The sequence below is a fragment of the Pseudomonas antarctica genome, from assembly GCF_900624995.1.
Taxonomy (GTDB): domain Bacteria; phylum Pseudomonadota; class Gammaproteobacteria; order Pseudomonadales; family Pseudomonadaceae; genus Aquipseudomonas; species Aquipseudomonas antarctica.
The window spans coordinates 124,733-142,719 of the sequence record NZ_UYXQ01000002.1; the positions used below are offsets into that span (position 1 = coordinate 124,733).

Genomic DNA, 17,987 nt, shown 5'->3' on the forward strand with positions numbered 1-17,987 from the left:
TCAGGCCATTCCCTTAGAAGGTAAGCCGCCATGTCCGAGACGCTGCTCAGTTCCCGCAATCTGTCTTTCGAGCTGTACGAAGTCCTCGATGCCGAGGGCCTGACCGAGCGCGAGCGGTTTGCCGAGCACAACCGCGAGACCTTCGATGCCGCCATCAGCACGGCCCGCAACATTGCCGAGAAGTACTTCGCGCCGCACAACCGCAAGAACGACGAAAACGAACCGCGCTATGAAGACGGCAAGGCGATCCTGATCCCGGAAGTGAAACCCGCCGTGGACGCGTTCCTCGAAGCAGGCTTCCTGAACGCCGCGCGCAGCTTCGAAGCGGGCGGCATGCAGTTGCCAACCTTGCTGTCCCAGGCTTGCTTTGCGCACTTCCAGTCGGCTAACGCGGCCTCAACCTCCTACCCATTCCTGACCATGGGCGCCGCCAACTTGATCGAAAGCTTCGGCACCGAGGCGCAAAAGCAGCGCTTCCTGCAGCCGATGATCGAGGGCCGCTTCTTCGGCACCATGGCCCTGACCGAGCCACATGCCGGCTCGTCGTTGTCGGATATTCGTACACGAGCAGAACCGGCGGCTGACGGCACCTATCGCCTCAAGGGCAACAAAATCTTCATCTCCGGTGGCGACCATCCGCTGTCGGAAAACATCGTGCACATGGTGCTGGCCAAGCTGCCGGATGCGCCTGCCGGGGTGAAGGGCATCTCGCTGTTTATCGTGCCCAAGTTCCTGGTCAATGACGATGGCAGCCTGGGCGCGCGCAACGACGTGCTGCTGGCCGGTCTGTTTCATAAGATGGGCTGGCGCGGCACCACGTCCACGGCGCTTAACTTCGGCGATAACGGCAACTGTGTCGGCTATCTGGTGGGCAAACCGCACCAGGGCCTGAGCTGCATGTTCCAGATGATGAACGAGGCACGCATCGGCGTCGGCATGGGCGCAGTCATGCTCGGTTATGCCGGCTACCTCTACTCACTGGAATACGCCCGCGAACGCCCGCAAGGCCGCCTGCCCGACAGCAAAGACCCGAGCACCGCACCGGTCTCGATCATCCAGCACGCCGACATCAAGCGCATGCTGCTGACGCAGAAAGCCTACGTGGAAGGCGCCTTCGACCTTGGCCTGTACGCCGCACGGCTGTTCGATGACACCACCACCTTGGAAACCGACGCCGAGCGCAAGCAAGCCCACGAACTGCTCGACTTGCTCACACCGATCGTCAAATCCTGGCCGTCGGAGTTCTGCCTCAAGGCCAACGAGCTGGCGATCCAGATTCTCGGCGGCCACGGCTACACCCGCGAATACCCGGTGGAGCAGTACTACCGCGACAACCGCCTGAACCCGATCCACGAAGGCACCCACGGCATTCAGTCCCTGGACTTGCTCGGGCGCAAGCTCGCGCAGAACGGCGGCGCAGGCCTTAAGCAACTGATCCGCCTAGTCGCCGAAACCGGCGCGCGGGCGCAGCAGTATCCGTCACTGACGGCTCTGCGCGAACCACTGGAGCAATTAGTGAGTCGCCTGCAAAGCGTCACCCTTGGCCTGTTGACCGATCTTGCCCAAGGCAAGGTCAACAGCAGCCTGGCGAATTCGGCGCTGTACTTGAAAGTATTCGGGCATACGGTGATTGGCTGGCGCTGGCTGGAACAGGCGATTCGCGCCGAGGAGGGCTTGGCCAAGGGCAATGCCGCGGACGCTGCCTTCTACAAAGGCAAGCTCCAGGCTGCTCGGTACTTCCTGACCTGGGAAGTGCCGAGCTGCCATCATGAACTGGCGATTCTGGAGGCACGCGATGACACGTGCCTGGGGATGCAGGATGAGTGGTTCTAAGGCGTTCCGATCGCCTTGGAAATCACGTCGACCGTGGCGCTGACTTGCTCTTGGTAACGGTCGAGTTCCTGCTGGTGGTGCTTTTGCATTTCGATCTGCTCGGCGCACAGGTTCAGCGCAGCCAGTACCAATAATTTGTCACCGATCAGCGTCGGGTACTTTTTCTTGGTGGTGGCCAGGGAGGCCTTGAGCATGGTCACAGCGTGCATCAGGGTTTGATCTTCCCCGTCCGGCGCCTTGATCGAGTAATCCTCTCCGAGAATCGAAACGACCTTTATCCCTTCATTCATGCGCTGACAGGACCTGCGCTCACACGCTCAACCAGTGCCTGGATGCGCGCGGCGGTGGCGCCGTGCTTTTCTTCCTGTTCCATCAGGTTCAATTGCAGGCTGTCGTTTTCATCCTTGGCGCGGGCCAGTTCTGCCTTGAGGGATTCGTTGCTGCCCAGCAGGTCCTGATTTTGCTGTACCAAGTCGCTGACCAGTTGTTCCAATTGGCTAAGGGATGCTTCTAACATTTTGATTTCTCGGGCTTTTTAAAAGGGCGGTGACGATAAAGAAAATTCACCTCGGATGCCAGGGTTATCCCAGGCCTGCAGCCCGATTTTTAAGGGCCGGGCCGCACTTTCGAGCCTTAGTGACTGCATTTACCCCATCTGGTTCCTGAATTCACCCAACCCCTCGTCAGATGCGACAAAAGCGCGCGCCTCCTTAAGACTTTAGTCGCATGGCCGATAGCAGATACACACCCCGTCTCATGGCCGCACGGATCGCGCTTCCCCACCAGGATTCCAGCATGTCTCTTCGTAATATGAATATCGCGCCGCGCGCCTTTCTTGGCTTTGCGTTTATTGGCGCGCTCATGTTGTTTCTCGGTGTGTTCGCCCTGAACCAAATGAGCAAGATCCGTGCTGCCACCGAAGACATCACCCTGTCCAGCGTGCCGAGCATTCGCGCCCTCGACGAATTTACTCAACTGACCCTGCGCCTGCGGGTGTTGTCGTACCGCCTGCTGACCAACCGCGAGCCGGACGTGCAGCAAAAGACCCTGGAAGCCTTTGAACTGCGCAACCAGCAGATCCGCACCGCGCAGGGCGTCTACGAAAAACTCATCGAGAGCAGCGAAGAACGCGCCGCCTACGACGAATACGTGCGCTTGCTCGGCCAGTACCACCAGATCGAAGAGCGTATGAAGAGCCTGTCTCGCGCCAACCAGATCGACGACCTGCGCACCTTGCTCAACACCGAATTGCTGAGCAACTCCGAGCAGGTCAACGCGGTGCTGACGCGCCTGCTGGACCTCAACAACACGATGGCCAACGCCACCAACCAGCAAGCCAAAGACCAATACGATATGGCGTTTAACATGGTGGTGGGCCTGCTGATCATTGCCACGGCGTTGACCCTGCTGTTCGCCTGGCTATTGACCCGCAGCATCACCTTGCCAATCGCCCAAGCTCTGGAAGCCGCCGAAGAAGTCGCCGAAGGCAACCTGACGCGCCCGATCAAGGTCGACGGCAACGACGAGGCCGGCCGCCTGTTGGCCGCCATGGCCAAGATGCAGGACAAGCTACGCGACACCCTGCAACGCATCGCCGGCTCCGCCACCCAATTGGCGTCCGCCGCCGAAGAGCTGAACGCCGTCACCGACGAGAGCGCCCGTGGCCTGACTCAGCAGAACAATGAAATCGAACAAGCCGCCACCGCCGTCAACGAGATGACCAGCGCCGTCGAAGAAGTTGCGCGCAATGCCGTGAGCACCTCCGAAGCCTCGCGCGCCGCCACCACCTCTGCCGGCGATGGCCGTGACTTGGTGCAGGAAACCGTCAGCGCCATCGAGCGCATGAGCGGCGACGTGCAAGCCACTGCCACGCTGATTGGCGACCTGGCGAATGAATCGCGCGACATCGGCAAGGTGTTGGACGTGATTCGTGGCTTGGCCGACCAGACCAACCTGTTGGCGCTGAACGCCGCGATTGAAGCGGCGCGCGCCGGTGAAGCCGGGCGTGGGTTTGCCGTGGTGGCCGATGAAGTACGGGCACTGGCCCATCGTACCCAGCAGTCGACCAGCGAGATCGAGCGGATGATCGGCAGCATTCAGACCGGCACTGAGCATGCAGTGGATTCGATGCGTAACAGCACCGAGCGCGCGGAATCGACGCTGAACATCGCCAAAGGCGCCGGGATGTCACTGGATACCATCAACACTGCGATTGTGGAGATCAACGAGCGCAACCTGGTCATCGCCAGCGCGGCGGAAGAGCAGGCGCAGGTCGCGCGGGAAGTGGACCGTAACCTGGTGAATATTCGTGACTTGTCGGTGCAGTCGGCGACCGGCGCCAGCCAGACCAGTGCGGCGAGCAGTGAGCTGTCGCGCCTGGCGGTGGATTTGAATGGGATGGTGGGGCGGTTCAGGCTTTAACTGATGCCGGTAATCCCTTGTGGGAGCTGGCTTGCCTGCGATAGCAATCTAACAGTCAATATTCCCATTGACTGATACACCGCAATCGCAGGCAAGCCAGCCCCCACATTGAGCAGCGTATTCCCACAAAAGCTTTTTGACAGCGCAGCAATTCAACAGGTTAGAATCGCTGGCACGCAGACTGCATGGTCAGTTTGCGCCCCGTCTTCCCAGCTCTGGAGTACTGCCTTTGAATGCGACGACCATCAACAGCCTGTTCTTGATCGGCGCGTTGCTGGTGGGTGCGAGCATTCTGGTGAGTTCTCTTTCGTCGCGACTGGGCATCCCGATTCTGGTGATTATCCTGGCCGTGGGCATGCTCGCCGGCGTTGATGGCGGCGGCATCATCTTCGATAACTACCCGACCGCCTACTTGGTGGGCAACCTCGCCCTGGCCGTGATCCTGCTCGACGGCGGTTTGCGCACACGGGTGGCGAGTTTCCGTGTGGCGCTGTGGCCGGCGTTGTCGCTGGCCACGGTGGGCGTGCTGATCACCACCGGCCTCACCGGCATGGCCGCCGCCTGGCTGTTCGACCTCAACATCATTCAGGGCTTGCTGATCGGCGCCATCGTTGGCTCGACCGACGCCGCTGCGGTGTTCTCGCTGCTCGGCGGCAAAGGCCTGAACGAACGGGTCACCGCAAGCCTGGAAATCGAATCCGGCAGCAACGACCCGATGGCGGTGTTTCTCACCGTCACCCTGATCGACATGCTCGCCAGCGGCCAGACCGGCCTGCACTGGAGCCTGCTGACCCACCTGATCCGCGAATTCGGCATCGGTGGAATCGTCGGCCTGGGCGGCGGCTGGCTGATGCTGCAGATGGTCAACCGCATCAACCTGGCCACCGGCCTGTACCCGATCCTCGTCATCGCTGGCGGCCTGCTGGTGTTCGCCCTGACCAATGCCCTGCACGGCAGCGGGTTCCTCGCCGCGTACCTGTGCGGTTTGGTGATCGGCAACCGCCCGGTGCGCAGCCGTCATGGCATTTTGCACATGCTCGACGGCATGGCCTGGCTGGCACAGATCGGTATGTTCTTGGTGCTGGGCCTGCTGGTCACGCCGCATGACTTGCTGCCAATCGCCCTCCCGGCCCTGGGCTTGGCGCTGTGGATGATCCTGTTTGCGCGGCCGTTGTCGGTGATGGTCGGCCTGCTGCCGTTCAAGGCGTTCCACGGTCGCGAAAAAGCCTTTATCGCCTGGGTCGGCCTGCGCGGCGCAGTACCGATCATCCTCGCGGTGTTCCCGTTGATGGCCGGCCTGCCTCACGCTCAGCTGTACTTTAACCTGGCGTTCTTTATCGTACTGGTCTCGCTGCTGGTGCAGGGCACGAGCCTACCGTGGGTGGCCAAGCTGCTGAAAGTGACCGTACCGCCAGACCCTGCGCCGATTTCCCGCGCGGCCTTGGAAGTGCACGTCACCAGCGAATGGGAGCTGTTCGTTTACCGCCTGGGTGTGGAGAAATGGTGCATTGGCGCAGCCCTGCGCGAGCTGAAAATGCCCGAAGGCACGCGGATCGCCGCGCTGTTCCGTGGTCAGCAACTGCTCCATCCGTCGGGCAGTACGGTGCTGGAAGTCGATGATTTGCTCTGCGTGATCGGCCACGAACACAACCTTCCGGCCCTGGGCAAACGGTTCAGCCAGGCCCCGCAACGCGGCCTTGACCTGCGCTTCTTCGGCGACTTTGTCCTTGAAGGCGACGCCCAGCTGGGCGCGGTGTCGGCCCTGTACGGGCTCAAGCTCGACGGTATCGACCCGGATATGCCATTGAGCCGCTTCATCACCCAGAAGGTCGGCGGTGCACCGGTTGTAGGTGACCAAGTGGAATGGAACAACACGCTGTGGACCGTCGCGGTCATGGACGGGAACAGAATCGGAAAAGTCGGCGTCAAATTCCCCGAAGGAAGTCGTCCAGGCCCTGGACTCTTCCTCTAAACTGCGGGGCTATGGCGCCACGCCCCCACCTTCTTCACCTTGCTCGACCGGTATCCATGACGACTCTGCGCACCTTTTTAGCCACTGCCCTGCTGGGCCTGACCCTTTGTGTCGGCAGCGTTTACGCCGCCGATCCGCCCAGCGCCGACGCCATCCAGCAAACTCTGGACAAGCTGCCCGACCGCAAGCTGCCCGACGCCGACATGAAGGCGCTGCAAACCATCTTGCAACAGACCCTGACCTACCTGGGCAACAAGCAAGATTACGAGCAGCGTCTGGCCGACCTCAAGCGCCAGTTGGAATACGCCCCGCGCCAGACAACCGACAACCAGCGCGAGCTGGTCCGGCTCAAGGCCACCAAAATCGTCCCGGTGATACAACGCTACTCCTCCTTGCCAGTGCCGCAGCTCGAGCAATTACTGGTGCAGCGCACGACGCAGCAAGGCGACCTGCAAAAAGACATGGCTGACGCCAATAGCATGTCCATTGCCGCCCAGACCCGTCCCGAGCGCGCCCAGACCGAAATCAGCAACAGCCAAAGCCGCATCCAGCAGATCAACGCCATCCTTAAAGCGGGCAAAGATAACGGTAAGCCCCTGACTGGCGACCAGCGCAACCTGCTGAACGCCGAGCTGGCCGCCCTCAATGCCTTGATTCCATTGCGCCGTCAGGAACTGGCAGGCAACAGCCAACTGCAAGACCTGGGCAATAGCCAGCGCGACCTGACGACAGAGAAAACCAACCGCCTGGAGCAGGAGATCCAGGACCTGCAAACCTTGATCAACCAAAAGCGCCTGGCGCAGTCCCAGCAGACCGTTACGCAACAATCCATCGAAGCGCAAAAAGCCGGTGGCAGCAGCCTGTTGGCCACCGAAAGCGCGGCCAACCTGAAGCTGTCCGACTACCTGCTCAGGAGCACCGACCGCCTCAACGACCTGACCCAGAAAAACCTGCAGACCAAGCAGCAACTGGACACCGTGACCCAAAGCGACTCGGCGCTGGACGAGCAGATCAACGTGCTCAAGGGCAGCCTGCTGCTCTCCAAGATTCTCTATAAGCAGAAACAAGCACTGCCAAGCCTCAGGGTCGATCGCGATCTGGCGGACGATATCGCCAACATTCGCCTGTACCAGTTCGAGATCAACCAGGAACGCGAGAAAATCAACACCCCCAGCGCCTATGTGGATAACTTGCTGGCCAATCAGCCACCGGATGACGTCACCCCGCAACTACGCCGCACCCTGCTGGAACTGGCGATCACCCGTAGCGACCTGTTGGAGCGCCTGAGCCGTGAACTGAGCGCGCTACTGAACGAATCCATCACCCTGCAACTGAACCAAAAACAACTGCTCAGCACCACCACCACCCTGCGCGCGACACTCGACGAGCAAATGTTCTGGATCCCCAGCAACAAGCCGTTGGACACCGAGTGGCTGGAAACCGTACCGGCGCACCTGAGCAAGCAAGTCACCACCCTGCCATGGGCCTCCAGCGTCAGCGAACTGTATGACGGCCTGACCCAGCGCCCGCTGCTGTTCCTGCCATTGCTGCTGTTGATCGGCGCCCTGTTGTGGCGGCGCAGAGCGCTGTACCAACGGCTGAACAAGGTCCATCTGGACATCGGCCACTTCAAGCGCGACAGCCAATGGCACACGCCGCAGGCGATCCTGATCAATATCTTGCTGGCGATGCCGGTATCCCTGGGCCTGGCGCTGTGCGGCTACGCGTTGCAAATCGACGCCCGTGGGCAAAACGCTAACCTGGGCTCGGCCCTGCTGCAAATCGCCCAAGCCTGGCTGGTGTTCTACACCGCTTACCGCATCCTCGCGCAGGGCGGCGTGGCGGAACTGCACTTTCGTTGGGAAAAAACCCAGGTCCAATTCCTCCAAGGCTGGGTGCGCAAGCTCGGGCTGGTAGTGCTGGCCCTGGTGGCCGTGGTGGCAATCGCCGAGCACCAACCGGCGGCACTGGCCGACGACGTGTTGGGCATCGCCGTGGTGCTGACCTGCTACGCGCTGATGGCCTGGCTGCTGGGCCGTTTGCTGCTGCACAGCCCGACCCACGAAAAAGCCTCTCTGTTTCGTAAAGCCATGGGCCTGGTGTTTACCGCCCTGCCCGTCGCCCTGTTTATCGCCGTGTGCTTTGGCTACTACTACACCGCGCTCAAACTCAGCGACCGTTTGATCAACACCCTGTACCTACTGATGTTCTGGCTGGTGATCGAAGCCACCTTCGTGCGCGGCCTTGGGGTTGCCGCACGCCGCCTGGCCTACGCACGTGCCCTGGCCAAACGCCAGGCGGCCAAGGAAGCCGGTGATGGCGAAGCGGTGATCGAAGAGCCGACCCTGGACATCGAACAGGTCAACGAACAGTCCATGCGCCTGATCCGCCTGGCCTTGCTCGGCGGTTTCATCGCGGCGCTGTATTGGGTGTGGAAAGACCTGATCACCGTGTTCTCCTACCTGGACAACATCACCCTTTACGAATACTCCAGCGGCACCGGCGCCAATATCAGCATGGTGCCGATCAGTATCGGCGACTTGCTGGGAGCGTCGATCATCGTCGGCATAACCGTTGCCCTGGCGCGCAACTTGCCCGGCTTGCTCGAAGTACTGGTGTTGTCCAAGCTGGATTTGGCCCAAGGCAGCGCGTATGCAACCACCACCTTGCTGTCGTACATGATTGCCGGCATCGGCTTCGTGTCCGCCTTGTCCACGCTCGGCGTGAGCTGGGACAAATTGCAATGGCTGGCGGCAGGCTTGACGGTGGGGTTGGGCTTCGGATTGCAGGAGATCTTCGCCAACTTTATCTCCGGCATCATGATCCTGTTCGAGCGCCCGGTGCGTATCGGCGACACCATCACCATCGGCAACTTGTCGGGCACGGTGAGCAAGATCCGCATCCGCGCCACCACCATCACCGACTTCGACCGCAAGGACATCATTGTCCCGAACAAGACCTTCATCACCGGCCAGTTGATCAACTGGTCGCTGACCGACACCATCACCCGCGTCACCCTGAAACTGGGCGTGGACTACGGCTCCGACCTGGACCTGGTGAGGGAACTGTTACTCAAGGCTGCGCGAGAGAACCCGCGCGTGCTGAAAGAGCCGGAACCTCACGTGTATTTCCTCAACTTTGGCGAAAGCACCCTCGACCACGAACTGCGCATGCACGTGCGCGACCTCGGTGACCGTAACCCGGTGATCGACGAGGTGAACCGCTTTATCAACCGCGAGTTCAAGACCCACCACATCAACATCTCGTTCCGCCAGATGGAGGTCTACCTCAAGAACCTCCACGGCCAGGAATACAAGCTGGTGGAAGTCGACCCGCCGACCAAACCCGCCAACGATGGCGGCGTGCAGGAACCGCCACCGAGCAAACTCGACTAACGCGCCTATCCCCAGCAGAATGCTCGGACATTCTGCTGGAGATGGCCGGTGAAAGCCCTCGACGAACTGACCTTCGACAACCGCTTCGCACGCCTGGGCGACGCGTTCTCAACCCACGTATTGCCTGAGCCACTCGACGAGCCGCGCCTGGTGGTGGTGAGTAATGCCGCCATGGCCCTGCTCGATCTCGACCCAGCGGCAGCCGAAACGCCGGTGTTCGCTGAGTTATTTGGCGGGCACAAGCTGTGGGCGCATGCGCAGCCGCGTGCAATGGTCTATTCCGGCCATCAATTCGGCGGCTACTCCCCGCAACTGGGCGATGGCCGTGGGTTGTTGCTGGGCGAGGTGTACAACGAGGCCGGCGAACATTGGGACCTGCACCTTAAGGGCGCCGGGCTGACGCCTTACTCGCGCATGGGCGATGGCCGCGCGGTGTTGCGCTCTTCGATCCGTGAGTTTCTCGCTTGCGAAGCTCTGCACGCCCTGGGCATCCCCAGCAGCCGCGCCTTGTGCGTGATCGGCTCCGACACGCCGGTTTGGCGTGAGAAACAGGAGCGTGGCGCCATGGTCTTGCGCCTGGCGCACAGCCATGTGCGCTTCGGGCATTTCGAGTATTTCTACTACACCAAGAAGCCAGAACAGCACAAAGAGCTAGCCGAACACGTGCTTTCGTTGCACTACCCCGAGTGCATGGAGCAGCCCGAACCCTACTTGGCAATGTTCCGCGAAATCGTCGAGCGCAATGCCGAAATGATCGCCAAATGGCAGGCCTATGGCTTCTGCCACGGCGTGATGAACACCGACAACATGTCCATCCTGGGCATCACCTTCGACTTCGGGCCGTTTGCGTTTCTCGATGACTTTGACGCGCACTTCATCTGCAACCATTCCGATCACGAAGGGCGCTACTCCTTCAGCAATCAAGTGCCGATTGGCCAGTGGAACCTGAGCGCGCTAGCCCAGGCGCTCACCCCGTTTATCAGCGTAGACGCCTTGAAGGAAGCACTCGGGCTCTACCTGCCGCTGTATCAGGCGCATTACCTCGACCTGATGCGCCGCCGGCTGGGGCTGACCACCGCCGAAGACGATGACCAAAAGTTGGTGGAGCAGTTGCTCAAGCTGATGCAGAACAGCGGCGTGGACTACACGCTGTTCTTCCGCCGCTTGGGCGATGAGTCGGCGGCGCTGGCCGTGACGCGGTTGCGCGATGACTTTGTCGACCTAGCCGGGTTTGATGCCTGGGCTGAGCAGTACAAGGCCCGCGTTGAACGGGACGGGGAGTGCAGCGAAGCACAGCGCCGCGAGCGCATGCACGCGGTAAACCCGCTGTACATCCTGCGCAACTACCTGGCACAAAACGCCATCGCCGCCGCCGAGTCAGGTGATTACAGCGAAGTACGGCGGCTGCATGAAGTGCTGAGCAAGCCGTTTGAAGAGCAGCTTGGGATGGAGCAGTACGCCCAGCGGCCACCGGATTGGGGCAAGCATTTGGAGATTAGTTGTTCTTCATAAAACCTTTAGATAAACGTTTCCACTGACACCCTGAAACGTTCCGCCAGCCAACGTATTTGCCGCACGTTGAGCTGGCGCTTTCCGCTCAGGATTTCTGAAACAACCGACTGTGTACCTACACCTGGCAGATCACTCTGGTTTAAACCGTGCTCGCGCATCATGTAGCGCAGCACGTCGACGCCACTGGCGACGGGCATTGGGCGATGCTCATGATCGTAGGCTTCGATCCAGTCACTGAGGATGTCCACGAGGCTCATTAGCGGACTGTCTTCGTTCTCGCCGACCAGGTTCAGTAATTCGTCCAAGCCACATACCAGCGCGTCGTAGTCCGCCTCGTTTTCTGGTTTGCGCATCACTGGCGAAACAAATTGCCAGTGTTCGGCCGCGACTCGCATAAGCGCGCTCATCTGATTTTTTCCTTCCATTTGTCTTTCTCATAATCGCGGTGATCAAGCAGGTGCTTGATGTAAACGCGCTGTGCCCGATACTCCACGCCAGCAATCAATCTCAGCTTGTTGCCACCAATATCGAATACGTGAAACGGCCCAACTTTATCCGTGGCAGGAAACATGGTTTTCATCGCCGCGAAGTCTTTGGGGTCATTGCGCTTCATTACCCGATACCACTGGTCCAAGGCGGTTGCTGAGCGTGGCCACTTTTCCTTTGCTTCCCAGATCCTTTTCTCGCTGATCACTCGCATGCAACATCCTTATCGCATCTTGCTATGAAGGTTAAACCCGATTTCGGACTATCGCAATTTGCTATAGCCGCAAACAGACAGATGGCGCAAAACAGAACAAGCTCCAACAGCCTAGATACGCTATCTCACATCAGCATGGGCAAACTGTGAGCGAATGAGTCACTTGCTCCACGCCTTGATAAAGCCTGAGCCTGACTCCAAATACAGTCCATTGGCCATACCCCAGGAGCCCACCATGTCCGAACCACTTGTAATCCCCTGCCCTCATTGCAACGGCCTCAACCGCATTCCCAGCGAACGTCTGGCTGATGCGCCTAAATGCGGGCGTTGCAAGCAGCCGGTGTTGCTGAACAAGCCCTTTGAGCTGAAGCAGGGCGACTACGCCAGCCAGATCAAGGGCGACCTGCCGTTGCTGGTGGATGTATGGGCCGAGTGGTGCGGGCCGTGCAAGTCGTTTGCGCCGGTGTTTGAGCAGGCGGCGGGGCAGCTTGAAGGTAAGTGCCGGCTGGCCAAGCTGGACAGCGAGGCCAATCAGCAACTGTCGGCGCAGTTGGGGATTCGCTCGATTCCCAGTTTGATTCTGTTCAAGAACGGCCGCGAAGTGGCGCGCCAGAGTGGGGCGTTTCCGTTGCCGCAGTTGATGAGTTGGTTGCGTAGCCAGGGCGTGTAACCCAACCCCAATATCAACTCGGTCAAATGTGGGAGCAGGCAAGCCTGCGATGGCATCACCTCTGTGTTACTGGCAGACCGAGTTGCCTGCATCGCAGGCAAGCCAGCTCCACAGTGTTATTGCGCTACCGGCAAGGGTCACGCGTTCTCCAGCAAGTTATGCAGCTCCACAAACTGCTGCGTCAGCTTATGCCGTGGGTCCAGGTGGATCAGCGGCTTGTTCTCTTGGTGCGACTCGCGCATGCGCACGGAGCTGGCCAGGTACACCGGCAGTACCGGCAACCCTTCAGCAATCAACTCATCGAGCATCTGTTGCGGCAGGCTCGCACGGGCCTGGAACTGGTTAACCACGATGCCTTCCACTTCCAGGCCTTCGTTGTGGTCTTCCTTCAATTCTTCGATTTCCGCCAGCAGGCCATACAGCGCCTGGCGCGAGAAGCTGTCGCAGTCGAACGGGATCAACACGCGATCAGCGGCAATCAACGCCGATACCGCATAGAAATTCAATGCCGGCGGCGTATCCAGATAAATTCGGTCGTAATCCTCGCTCAATTCATCCAGCAGCTTTCGCAGCTTGTTGATCTTGTGCTTGGCTTCAAGCTTGGGCTGCAGGTCTGCAAGCTCGGCGGTCGCGGTGATGACGTGCAGGTTGTCGAACGGCGTTTCGTAGATATCCACGCGGTTCTTCTTGGAAAACGGCCCGGAAGACAGGGTTTGCTTGAAGAACTCGGCAATGCCCATCGGAATATCGTCGCCGGTCAGCCCGGTGAGGTACTGAGTTGAGTTGGCCTGTGCATCGAGGTCCACCAACAGGGTTCTATAGCCTTCACTGACGCTGACCGCCGCCAGGTTGCAGGCAATGCTGGACTTGCCAACGCCGCCTTTCTGATTGAACACCACACTCCGCATGGAAAAACCTCCGTGTATCAATGAATGTCCGAGTGTAGAGGGCAAAAGCGCCTGTTAGCTACCTCGTTCATCCATGCACTGCTGCATCAAGCGTCCTGCTCGCTTCGACTGCCATACCTCGCCGACACACGAAAAAGAATAGTCCCACAACCTAGCTAGGCCTCAGGTAAAGGACAATCTGTAAATCTTTCCAACCAAATTGTAATCAGCCGTGAACATTTTTTTACCAATGTTTGCTAGAACCCCGCAGCACCGGGATAATGCGCGCCATTCGGCTATTGCTCCCTGTCCCGGTATTCGGGGCCAACGGCCGCACATGGAAGCCCGCAGGGGCGGGATAACTTCTCAGTGATCACTTTCAACATCGCCCAATGGCGCGCCTGGGCCCCTGGCCTGGAGAGTGCGCACGACTGGCACGCCTGGTGCCTGGCTCCAGTGGCGCTGCCTGCCAGCAATGTTTCGCCTGACGTATCCTTCCTGCCGGCCATGCAGCGTCGACGCCTAAGCCGTCTGGCGCGCATGGCGTTCAGCGTGGGTTGGCCGCTGGCCGAAGGCCTTGAAGACCTGCCACTCGTGTTTATATCCCGGCACGGCGAAACCCCGCGCACCCTCGACATCCTCAGCGACTTGGCCAATGACCAGCCGCTGTCGCCGACCCAGTTCAGCTTGTCGGTGCATAACGCGGTGATCGGCCTGTGGTCGATCCTGCGCAATGAAACCAGCGAAATGACCGCGCTCGCCGCCGCCGGCGATGGCCTGGAGCACGGCATGCTCGAAGCCGCCGCATTGCTCAACGAAGGCGCCCCGGCGGTATTGCTGGTGATCACCGAAGAACAGCCGCCCGAAGCCTACGCCAACTGGATCCATGACGTGCCCTTCCCTTACGCCCTCGGCCTGCTGCTGACACCGGGCGACGAGTGGCAATTGGAACTAAACAGCGGCGCTGTCCAACTCACTCAAACCCAGTGGCCCCATGCCCTGAACCTGCTGCGCACCCTGCTCACTGAACAGGTCGCCTGCCAACATGCCTGGAAGAACCGTGTATGGAACTGGCAACGCAAGCCCTGACCGACAAGCCACGGGACGCCTATTACTGGCGCCTGTTCGCCACCGCCGCCAGCTTCTTCATGTTTGGCGTGGGCGGGCTGTGCCTGCGCTTGCTGGTATTCCCGTTGCTCAGTTGCCTGCCGGGCAGTGCTGAAAAACACCAGCGCCGCGCTCGCCACACCATCAGCAAACTGTTTTGGTTCTTCATTCGCCTGATGCAACGCGCCGGTGTGCTGACCTACAGCGTCGAAGGCGCGGAAAAACTTGGCCGACCGGGCCAGATGATCATCGCCAACCACCCGTCGCTGATCGACGTGGTGTTCCTGATCGGCCTGATGCGCCAAACCAATTGCGTGGTCAAGCAAAGCCTGTTTCAAAACCCGTTCACCCGTGGGCCGGTGCGTGACGCGGGCTATATCAGCAATGACGGCAGCGCCGACATGCTCGACGCCGCCGCCCAGGCCCTGCGTGAGGGGCAAACGCTGATCATCTTTCCCGAGGGCACGCGCACCACACCGGGCGCGGCACCCGCCTTTCATCGCGGTGGCGCCGCCATTGCGTTGCGCGGTGCGACAATCATCACCCCAGTGGTGATCAAGGTCAGCCCCACCACCTTGACCAAGGCAGAACCCTGGTACCGCATACCTAAATGTCGATTTCATTTCAGTTTGCGCGTGGGTGCCGATATAGAACCACACGCCTTTGCTGCACTCGGGCCCGCGCCCCAGGCTTCACGCAAGCTCAACGATTACCTGCACCACTATTTTATTAAGGAGCTCGCCGAAGATGAGCGACCAACACCGCCTTGAGCACGACATAAAGGCGCTGATCATCGAGGCCCTGGGCCTGGAAGACATCAGCGTCGACGACATCGGCAGCGAGCAGACCCTGTTCGGCGAAGGCCTGGGCCTGGATTCGGTCGACGCCCTGGAATTGGGCCTGGCGATCCAGAAAAAGTACGGTATCAAGATCGATGCCGACGCCAAGGACACACGCAATCACTTCACCAACGTGGCCAGCCTTGCGGCGTTCGTCACGGCCAGACAGGTAGCTTGAGACCGGACCATGCAAACTCGTGACGATATTTTCAACACCCTGCGCGATGCCTTGGTGGAACTGTTTGAACTGCCACCGGAACGCGTCACCCTCGACGCCAACCTGTACCAGGACCTGGAGATCGACAGCATCGACGCCGTGGACCTGATCGACCATATCAAGCGCCAGACCGGCAAGAAGATCGCCGCCGAAGAGTTCAAGGCAGTGCGCACCGTAAACGATGTGGTTGAGGCCGTGTACCGTCTGGTCCAGCCTGCCGCATGAGCCGCGTGATCGGCCTTGGTCTGTTGCTGGCAGGGCTGCTGTACCCTTTTGCGGTGTATTACGGCACCGAGCATTTTGCGCCATGGCAATTCGGCCTCCTGCTGGGCAGCTTGTGGCTGTTGCGCGCGCTGACGGGCGCACGGCGACCCGGTAGCCGCTGGATGGCCGTAGCGGTGATTGTGTTTTGTTTGCTGCTGGCCTGGTTCGACAACCCGCAGTTACTGCGCTGGTACCCGAGCCTGGTCAGCGCGTTCATGCTGGCGCTGTTCGGCTTGAGCCTGAAATACGGCCCGCCAATGGTCGAGCGCCTGGCACGCATGAGCGACCCGCAACTGCCGCCCAGCGCGATTGTGTATACGCGCCAGGTCACCGTAGTGTGGAGTGTATTTTTTCTGTGTAATGGCCTGCTCGCGGCCGCCCTCACCCTATGGGCGCCGCTGAGCTGGTGGACGTTGTACAACGGCCTGATCGCCTACGGGCTGATGGGGTTGTTGTTTGCCGTGGAATGGCTGGTACGACAAAGGGTTCGAGGCCGCGTATGAAAGGGTTGAAACTTGAGCACCTGCTGCTTGAGCCGCTGCAACAGCGTTCGGTCACCACCGAGCCTGAAATGAACCATGCCCAACTGTGGGCGCAATCCCTGAGCCTGGCGGCGGGCCTGCAGGCGCGCGGCATCCAGCGTTTGGCGGTGCACCTGGAAGACGCGGGCCTGCTCGCGATTGCCTTGCTGGGCGCCTGGCGGGCCGGGGTCAGCGTGTTGCTGCCTGCCGACCTGCAACCCCAGACGCGCCAGCGCTGGGACGACGCCGTGGATGCCTGGCTGGTTGAGGCCGCCGATCTCGACGCGTTGTATCAGGCGCCGTTGAGCGCCGCCGCACTCGACCTGGATACCTGCCAACTGAGCCTGTGCACTTCGGGCTCCAGTGGCGAGCCCAAGCGTATCGACAAAACCCTGCGCCAACTGGCTAACGAAGTTCAGGCGCTGGAAGCCCTGTGGGGCGCGGACCTGAAAGACGCGTGCATCATCGGCAGCGTTGCCACCCAGCACATCTACGGTTTGCTGTTCCGGGTGTTGTGGCCGTTGTGCGCCGGTCGCGCTTTTGTGCGCAAACAACTGGCTTTCCCCGAAGACCTTCAGCGCGCCAGCCGCGAACACCCACAATTCGCCTGGGTCGCCAGCCCCGCGCTGCTCAAACGCATGGGCGACAACCTCGACTGGCCGGCGCTGAGCCAGGTGTCACGGGTGTTCTCCTCGGGCGGCGCATTGCCCATCGAGGCCGCCGGCAGCCTTTATGACCGTTTGCAGCAATGGCCGACGGAAATTCTCGGCAGCTCGGAAACCGGCGGCATCGCCTGGCGCCAGGGCGCGCAGCCGTGGCAGCCGTTCGCTGACGTAGCGCTGAGCCAGGATGCCGACGGCGCCCTGCGCATTGCTTCGCCTTACCTGCCCGAGGGGCATATCGAACAGACCGCCGATGCCGCCCGCATTCATTGCGATGGCCGCTTTGAGCTGCTGGGCCGCCTGGACCGCATCGTCAAGCTGGAAGAAAAACGCATCTCCCTGCCCATGTTGGAGCAGGCGCTGATGGCCCACACCTGGGTCGCGGAAACCCGCCTGGGCGTGGTGCAGGAAAACCGCGCCTCGCTCGGCGCGCTGGTGGTGCTGAGCGCCGATGGCCTGCATGCCCTGCGCAATCAAGGCCGGCGTACCGTCACCCAAACCCTGCGCCAACACCTGAGCCAACACTGCGAAGCACTGGCCCTGCCACGTCGCTGGCGGTTGCTGCGCCAGTTGCCACTGAACGCCCAAGGCAAACTGCCCCAGGCTGATGTGGCGGCGCTACTGCTGGCACCACGACCAAAGGCGCCCGACGTGCTGGAGCACGTCGAAGCCAACGGCGAATGGACCGTGCAACTGAGCATCCCGCCTGACCTGGCGTATTTCAGCGGCCACTTCCCCGTCACGCCGGTATTGCCGGGTGTAGTGCAGGTGGAATGGGCGTTCAACCTCGGCCAGCAATTGCTCGACCTGCCCGCAACCTTTGCGGGTATGGAAGTGCTCAAGTTCCAGCAACTGGTGCGTCCCGGCGATCAGGTTGAACTGCACCTGCGCTTCGACCAGGAGCGCGGCAAGCTGTACTTCGCCTACCGCAACGGCGTCGCGGCCTGCTCCAGTGGCCGGATCCAACTGGTAAACGCGCATGCATAA

17 protein-coding genes and 1 pseudogene are annotated in these 17,987 nt (G+C 60.6%); 13 read left to right on the forward strand and 5 right to left on the reverse strand.

Going from position 1 to position 17,987, the window contains the following annotated elements:
• Positions 1–30 precede the first annotated feature (30 nt).
• Positions 31–1,833, forward strand: a complete 1,803-nt coding sequence (locus E0F99_RS02270; RefSeq protein WP_083355618.1) for an acyl-CoA dehydrogenase — start codon at positions 31–33, stop codon at positions 1,831–1,833.
• Here the strand turns inward: E0F99_RS02270 and E0F99_RS02275 are convergent.
• Both E0F99_RS02275 and E0F99_RS02280 read right to left on the reverse strand, forming a co-directional pair.
• Positions 1,830–2,123 carry a cell division protein ZapA gene (locus E0F99_RS02275; RefSeq protein ID WP_083355619.1) on the reverse strand — a complete coding sequence of 98 codons (294 nt, stop codon included), beginning with the start codon at positions 2,121–2,123 and terminating at the stop codon, positions 1,830–1,832. The two genes, E0F99_RS02270 and E0F99_RS02275, sit on opposite strands and share 4 nt — an antisense overlap.
• Positions 2,120–2,350 carry a hypothetical protein gene (locus E0F99_RS02280; RefSeq protein ID WP_012721849.1) on the reverse strand — a complete coding sequence of 77 codons (231 nt, stop codon included), beginning with the start codon at positions 2,348–2,350 and terminating at the stop codon, positions 2,120–2,122. Before E0F99_RS02280 ends, E0F99_RS02275 begins: the two co-directional genes overlap by 4 nt.
• 293 nt (positions 2,351–2,643) lie before the next feature.
• Here E0F99_RS02280 and E0F99_RS31010 point away from each other — a divergent pair.
• The 5 genes and pseudogenes from E0F99_RS31010 to selO form a co-directional block, all read left to right on the forward strand.
• A pseudogene (locus tag E0F99_RS31010) lies at positions 2,644–3,399 on the forward strand (MCP four helix bundle domain-containing protein); the annotation flags it as partial.
• Positions 3,391–4,254, forward strand: coding sequence for a methyl-accepting chemotaxis protein (locus tag E0F99_RS31015; RefSeq protein ID WP_371923633.1), 864 nt, complete (start codon positions 3,391–3,393; stop codon positions 4,252–4,254). The pseudogene E0F99_RS31010 and the gene E0F99_RS31015, both read left to right, overlap by 9 nt.
• Positions 4,255–4,483: 229 nt before the next feature.
• Complete coding sequence (locus tag E0F99_RS02290; RefSeq protein WP_130908691.1) at positions 4,484–6,226, forward strand: potassium/proton antiporter; 1,743 nt, start codon at positions 4,484–4,486, stop codon at positions 6,224–6,226.
• 56 nt (positions 6,227–6,282) lie between these two features.
• Positions 6,283–9,621 (forward strand): mechanosensitive channel MscK, encoded by a 3,339-nt coding sequence (mscK, locus tag E0F99_RS02295; RefSeq protein ID WP_083355622.1) that lies wholly within the window; start codon positions 6,283–6,285, stop codon positions 9,619–9,621.
• A 48-nt stretch (positions 9,622–9,669) separates the two neighbouring features.
• Positions 9,670–11,133, forward strand: a complete 1,464-nt coding sequence (gene selO / locus E0F99_RS02300) for a protein adenylyltransferase SelO (RefSeq protein WP_083355623.1) — start codon at positions 9,670–9,672, stop codon at positions 11,131–11,133.
• Positions 11,134–11,138: 5 nt separating this feature from the next.
• On the opposite strand, the gene E0F99_RS02305 is transcribed toward selO, so the two are convergent.
• Positions 11,139–11,540, reverse strand: coding sequence for a helix-turn-helix domain-containing protein (locus E0F99_RS02305; RefSeq protein ID WP_083355624.1), 402 nt, complete (start codon positions 11,538–11,540; stop codon positions 11,139–11,141).
• The gene (locus tag E0F99_RS02310) at positions 11,537–11,833 is read right to left on the reverse strand and encodes a type II toxin-antitoxin system HigB family toxin (RefSeq protein ID WP_083355625.1); all 297 of its coding nucleotides are present in this window, start codon (positions 11,831–11,833) and stop codon (positions 11,537–11,539) included. The genes E0F99_RS02305 and E0F99_RS02310 overlap by 4 nt, the downstream gene beginning before the upstream one ends.
• Before the next feature lie 235 nt (positions 11,834–12,068).
• Here E0F99_RS02310 and trxC point away from each other — a divergent pair, with 235 nt between their 5' ends.
• Positions 12,069–12,503 (forward strand): thioredoxin TrxC, encoded by a 435-nt coding sequence (trxC, locus tag E0F99_RS02315; RefSeq protein WP_083355626.1) that lies wholly within the window; start codon positions 12,069–12,071, stop codon positions 12,501–12,503.
• A 137-nt stretch (positions 12,504–12,640) separates the two neighbouring features.
• Here the strand turns inward: trxC and E0F99_RS02320 are convergent, their stop codons facing one another.
• A complete protein-coding gene (locus tag E0F99_RS02320; RefSeq protein ID WP_083355627.1) occupies positions 12,641–13,411 on the reverse strand; it encodes a ParA family protein in 771 nt (256 codons plus the stop codon).
• A gap of 348 nt (positions 13,412–13,759) precedes the next feature.
• Here E0F99_RS02320 and E0F99_RS02325 point away from each other — a divergent pair, with 348 nt between their 5' ends.
• From E0F99_RS02325 to E0F99_RS02350, 6 genes are read left to right on the forward strand one after another with little or no spacing between them, the layout of a single operon-like run.
• Positions 13,760–14,479 carry a beta-ketoacyl synthase chain length factor gene (locus tag E0F99_RS02325; protein ID WP_083355628.1) on the forward strand — a complete coding sequence of 240 codons (720 nt, stop codon included), beginning with the start codon at positions 13,760–13,762 and terminating at the stop codon, positions 14,477–14,479.
• Positions 14,455–15,267 (forward strand): lysophospholipid acyltransferase family protein, encoded by an 813-nt coding sequence (locus E0F99_RS02330; protein WP_083355629.1) that lies wholly within the window; start codon positions 14,455–14,457, stop codon positions 15,265–15,267. The genes E0F99_RS02325 and E0F99_RS02330 overlap by 25 nt, the downstream gene beginning before the upstream one ends.
• A complete protein-coding gene (locus E0F99_RS02335; protein WP_083355630.1) occupies positions 15,245–15,514 on the forward strand; it encodes a phosphopantetheine-binding protein in 270 nt (89 codons plus the stop codon). Before E0F99_RS02330 ends, E0F99_RS02335 begins: the two co-directional genes overlap by 23 nt.
• 9 nt (positions 15,515–15,523) lie before the next feature.
• A complete protein-coding gene (locus tag E0F99_RS02340) occupies positions 15,524–15,778 on the forward strand; it encodes an acyl carrier protein (RefSeq protein ID WP_003187949.1) in 255 nt (84 codons plus the stop codon).
• Positions 15,775–16,320, forward strand: coding sequence for a COG4648 family protein (locus E0F99_RS02345; protein WP_083355631.1), 546 nt, complete (start codon positions 15,775–15,777; stop codon positions 16,318–16,320). Before E0F99_RS02340 ends, E0F99_RS02345 begins: the two co-directional genes overlap by 4 nt.
• Entirely contained in the window at positions 16,317–17,987 is a 1,671-nt protein-coding gene (locus tag E0F99_RS02350; RefSeq protein ID WP_083355632.1) for an acyl-CoA synthetase family protein, read from the forward strand. Before E0F99_RS02345 ends, E0F99_RS02350 begins: the two co-directional genes overlap by 4 nt.

What these genes read in the sequence shown, in the direction of transcription:
- E0F99_RS02270 (WP_083355618.1), top strand. Translation starts at nt 31, where the DNA reads ATGTCCGAGACGCTGCTCAGTTCCCGCAATCTGTCTTTCGAGCTGTAC.
- E0F99_RS02275 (WP_083355619.1), bottom strand. Translation starts at nt 2,123, where the DNA reads ATGAATGAAGGGATAAAGGTCGTTTCGATTCTCGGAGAGGATTACTCG.
- E0F99_RS02280 (WP_012721849.1), bottom strand. Translation starts at nt 2,350, where the DNA reads ATGTTAGAAGCATCCCTTAGCCAATTGGAACAACTGGTCAGCGACTTG.
- E0F99_RS31015 (WP_371923633.1), top strand. Translation starts at nt 3,391, where the DNA reads ATGCAGGACAAGCTACGCGACACCCTGCAACGCATCGCCGGCTCCGCC.
- mscK (WP_083355622.1), top strand. Translation starts at nt 6,283, where the DNA reads ATGACGACTCTGCGCACCTTTTTAGCCACTGCCCTGCTGGGCCTGACC.
- E0F99_RS02305 (WP_083355624.1), bottom strand. Translation starts at nt 11,540, where the DNA reads ATGAGCGCGCTTATGCGAGTCGCGGCCGAACACTGGCAATTTGTTTCG.
- E0F99_RS02310 (WP_083355625.1), bottom strand. Translation starts at nt 11,833, where the DNA reads ATGCGAGTGATCAGCGAGAAAAGGATCTGGGAAGCAAAGGAAAAGTGG.
- trxC (WP_083355626.1), top strand. Translation starts at nt 12,069, where the DNA reads ATGTCCGAACCACTTGTAATCCCCTGCCCTCATTGCAACGGCCTCAAC.
- E0F99_RS02320 (WP_083355627.1), bottom strand. Translation starts at nt 13,411, where the DNA reads ATGCGGAGTGTGGTGTTCAATCAGAAAGGCGGCGTTGGCAAGTCCAGC.
- E0F99_RS02330 (WP_083355629.1), top strand. Translation starts at nt 14,455, where the DNA reads ATGGAACTGGCAACGCAAGCCCTGACCGACAAGCCACGGGACGCCTAT.
- E0F99_RS02335 (WP_083355630.1), top strand. Translation starts at nt 15,245, where the DNA reads ATGAGCGACCAACACCGCCTTGAGCACGACATAAAGGCGCTGATCATC.
- E0F99_RS02340 (WP_003187949.1), top strand. Translation starts at nt 15,524, where the DNA reads ATGCAAACTCGTGACGATATTTTCAACACCCTGCGCGATGCCTTGGTG.
- E0F99_RS02345 (WP_083355631.1), top strand. Translation starts at nt 15,775, where the DNA reads ATGAGCCGCGTGATCGGCCTTGGTCTGTTGCTGGCAGGGCTGCTGTAC.
- E0F99_RS02350 (WP_083355632.1), top strand. Translation starts at nt 16,317, where the DNA reads ATGAAAGGGTTGAAACTTGAGCACCTGCTGCTTGAGCCGCTGCAACAG.